This window comes from Clostridia bacterium (assembly GCA_028698525.1).
Classification (GTDB): domain Bacteria; phylum Bacillota; class Clostridia; order JAQVDB01; family JAQVDB01; genus JAQVDB01.
This window is the reverse complement of record JAQVDB010000113.1, coordinates 1-3,850: the sequence shown is the minus strand read 5'-3', so window position 1 is coordinate 3,850 and position 3,850 is coordinate 1. Positions and strand designations below refer to the sequence as shown.

The 3,850-nt window shown below is 37.4% G+C and carries 3 protein-coding genes; 1 reads left to right on the top strand and 2 read right to left on the bottom strand.

The window, feature by feature from the left end:
- The first annotated feature begins 151 nt into the window (after positions 1–151).
- Entirely contained in the window at positions 152–1,765 is a 1,614-nt protein-coding gene (locus PHP06_10790) for a CapA family protein (GenBank protein MDD3841026.1), read from the top strand.
- 86 nt (positions 1,766–1,851) lie between these two features.
- On the opposite strand, the gene PHP06_10785 is transcribed toward PHP06_10790, so the two are convergent.
- Complete coding sequence (locus tag PHP06_10785; protein ID MDD3841025.1) at positions 1,852–2,706, bottom strand: ABC transporter permease; 855 nt, start codon at positions 2,704–2,706, stop codon at positions 1,852–1,854.
- Positions 2,703–3,617 carry an ABC transporter ATP-binding protein gene (locus PHP06_10780; protein ID MDD3841024.1) on the bottom strand — a complete coding sequence of 305 codons (915 nt, stop codon included), beginning with the start codon at positions 3,615–3,617 and terminating at the stop codon, positions 2,703–2,705. The genes PHP06_10785 and PHP06_10780 overlap by 4 nt, the downstream gene beginning before the upstream one ends.
- Positions 3,618–3,850: the final 233 nt, after the last annotated feature.

Below are 3,850 nucleotides of genomic sequence, written 5' to 3'. Positions count from 1 at the left end.
TAGCTAAACAATAGAAAGTCGAAATCACTATGTAAAGTTTACCTCAAATTTAGGAGGATATTCACTTCATTTTTCCAATATTGATGTTAAGGAAAAAAATGTGTATGATGTATCTTAAATGATTGAAACAAACGCTGAAGGAGACTTTTGAATGAAGCTTAGAATAACTTCTAATAGATTGAGAATAACAACCTTCTTACTCTTTGTATTGATTGTTACTATATGTGCATCTACAAGCTGCCTTCCACTTATAAAAACTGACAGTTCTCCCCCAGAAGACAATACAAAGACTGAATCTCCTGGTTTGGATGAAGATACAAGTTTAATTGAACCTGACAAAGACATAGATACAGACTTAAATCCACCTACAAGCGACGATATCGAAACAGCTAAAGAACCTGAAGTTGTAAGTATTACGGTTTCAGCTGCAGGTGACTGCACTCTTGGGACTAATGATACAATGTCATATGAGAATTCTTTTAATGCATTTTACGATAGCAAGGGAAAATCCTATTTTTTCAAAAATGTATATGACATTCTGTCTAAGGATGATTTTTCAATTATAAATCTGGAGGGTCCACTTACAAAATCCAAGGATAAACAGTCAAAACTATATAATCACATAGGTAAACCTGAATATGTTGATATTCTGACTGAGGGTTCCATTGAAGCAGTATCTTTTTCCAATAATCATACATATGATTATGGGCAATCCGGGTATGAGGATACTGTTGATCTATTAACGCAAGCCGGTATTGCTTATGCCAGTGACGAGATATATGGTATGTACGAAACAAAAGGGATAAAAATAGGTTTTGTATCTGTAAACGAATTATATGACGGAAGACTTGTTGAAGTCTGGTTGGAAGATGGTGTCAGGAAGCTCCGGCAACAAGGCGCAGATTTGGTTCTTGCCTGCATACACTGGGGCAGCTCCTTGGGCGGTAAGATATCCCACGTTGATGATTATCAAATAGAACTTGGCAACAAATGCATAGATTGGGGATATGATCTGGTAATCGGAAACCACCCTCATGTCCTTTCAGGAATAAATAAATATAAAGGAAAATATATTGCATATTCACTTGGAAACTTCTGCTACGGCGGTAGTAAAAATCCGAAAGACAAGGACTCCGGCATTTTCCAGCAGACATTCACCTTTATTGATGGCAAGCTTCAGGAGGATGATAATGTGCAGTTTATCCCATGTTCTATATCTTCAACAGACCGACGAAATAATTATCAGCCTACTGCTGTATCAGGAAAAGAAGCACAGCGAATAATTACCAAAATGAACACTTATTCCGCCCAGTACGGAGTGGCATTTGATTCAGACGGATATCTTAAGGCAGATATTTCTCTTACTGAACAAAACAAGGCAGATGCATTTTATTCCATGTTCAAAGAATCATTTAAAGGGAATAAGCCTATAAAAAGTGTAAAATCTATTGGAGTAGACTTATCATCCCTCGAGTTGTCGGATACCGCATATCTTGAAAGCTTGATAAGTGAATGGTGCACCTCCAATGGATATACTGCCTTTTTCGGAACAAAAAACGAGCTTATAGCAGCAGGGTACAACAAAAAGGCAGCTGACGGTAAAGCCTCAATAGTTATTTTTGATTCTCCCAACTGGTCCAATAATCAGGTGCAGTGCAAGATATTTCGTAATGTAACATTATTAAAATATATGACCGAATTCTATACTTCGGCATACACAGATGGCAAATGGGTAACTGTAAAAGACATCTATATTCAACTTTAGAGTGCACTGTCCACGGTTATTTCAAAAGCTTTGGAGTAAGATGGAATAGGTACAGATTTGTACCCATTCCATTCTTATTATCATTGCTATATTTCCTTTTTTGCAATTTTGAAAAGAGACAAAACAAAGAACAATACCAGGAATGCTAAAACATATAAAAAGCTTGCCTGGGAACTCAATATGTTATCCCCTACCTTTAAAGCTATCCCTAGTTCCAGACGGAAGCTTTCCAATATTTCGGAAGGAGCACCTGCAAAAGCAATCTTTTCTGACTGTTGCATCATTATTTTCCTAAACAATACTGCCATATGAGATGGAGGAAAAATCTTTATCACCGTTTGGACAGCTTCCGGTAAATTACCTATCGGAATATAAATACCAGTCAAGAAACCGATCATGGATCCTATTACGTTGTTGGCAACTGAAAATGCGCTTACACTTTTAAACCAGGATACCAGATAAAACATCATAATGCTGGAATAAGCTGTATTAAAAAGAATCAGTCCTAAAACTTTCAAGGCGGCTTCTATCGACAGTAACTCCCCTCCGTACATAACTATATACAATTCAGCAAGTACGAATGTTATCAGGGTTAAAATCAAACTGATGATAAAACCGCTGATAACATATCCTACCACGATAGTGCTTCTTTTAAGTGGCGAAACGGCAAAATCTTTATATTGTCCGTACTTTTTATCTACTATAATAGTACCCATAGCACCAAGTGATGTTGTTGCAGGGGTAACTGCCAGCAGACCTGCCATTATCCAGCTGTCTATGAGAAAGCGAGCACCTGGCATATCCCCCATACCTTGTACAATGATGTCGCCTAAAAACAGTATATACAAACCTAGGATTATAAACACCGCCAAAAGGGAAAAGAATACACTGCTCTTGTCACGAAAAAATATCAGCAAATTCCGTTTCAACAAATTTTTCATTCTCTTATCTCCCTTCCGGTTATTTGAATAAAGGCATCATCCATATTGCCTTCTATCACTTGAAACCCCCGTATAATATCTTTACATTGTTCCAGCAAAGGCAGTGCCTGCATGGTGGACTCCAGTTGTAGTGTAATAGTGTCATTTTTCACTTCATAGGTTTTACCCATGACAGTCAAGATTTGGGCAACTTGCTCTGTATTATCGGTATGTAAAATAAGATGATCCGTGCTGTACTGCTCCCTTAATTGGGCGGGAGTCCCTTTGGCAGCTATAATACCATCATCTATTACAATAACATAATCGGCTCTAGCCGCCTCTTCCATATAATGAGTGGTGAGGAATATTGTCATATTTTTCTCTTCCCGCAATTGTTCGATTGCTTCCCACACATTCTGCCTTGTCTGTGGGTCCAATCCTGTTGTAGGTTCATCCAGAAAAAGGACTTTAGGGGTGTTGACCAGTGCACGGGCAATATCAGACCTTCTTCTCTGACCTCCGGATAATTTGCCATAGAGACGGTTCTGATATGATGTTACTCCTGTACTCTGTGCAGCATAATCTACAGCAGCCCTTAATGCCTTTTTATCTGAATGATAGAAGCTCCCCCGGGTAGTCATGTTTTCCCTTACTGTAAGCAAATCATCCAGTACATGATCCTGAAAAACCATACCGATAATAGAACGTATCTTATCATCCTCTTTGCCCAGGGTAAATCCATCTATGATAACCTCACCCACATCCGGCTTAAGCAGTGTTCCAAGTATATTAATGGTAGTGGATTTGCCAGCCCCATTGGGCCCTAAAAAAGCAAATAAGGAGCCCCTGTCCACATAAAAGTCAATTCCCTTTACTGCTTCTACAGAACCATAGGATTTTTTCAAACCTGATACTGTAATTATCTTCTCCATATCCGAATCCCTTCTTAAATATAAAGTAACAGAAAAACGTATCTATTTTTGCTATTATGATTATACATATATTTATAGTGACTTACCATATATAAATTGTAAATGTATGGTATTCTAATCATTTTCTGATATAATAATAAAAAAACGCAAAGTATTTTTAATCTTATCAAAAAGCATCATTTTACCTTATTACTGGAATATAATCATTACAGATTTAATTACATACTAAATAA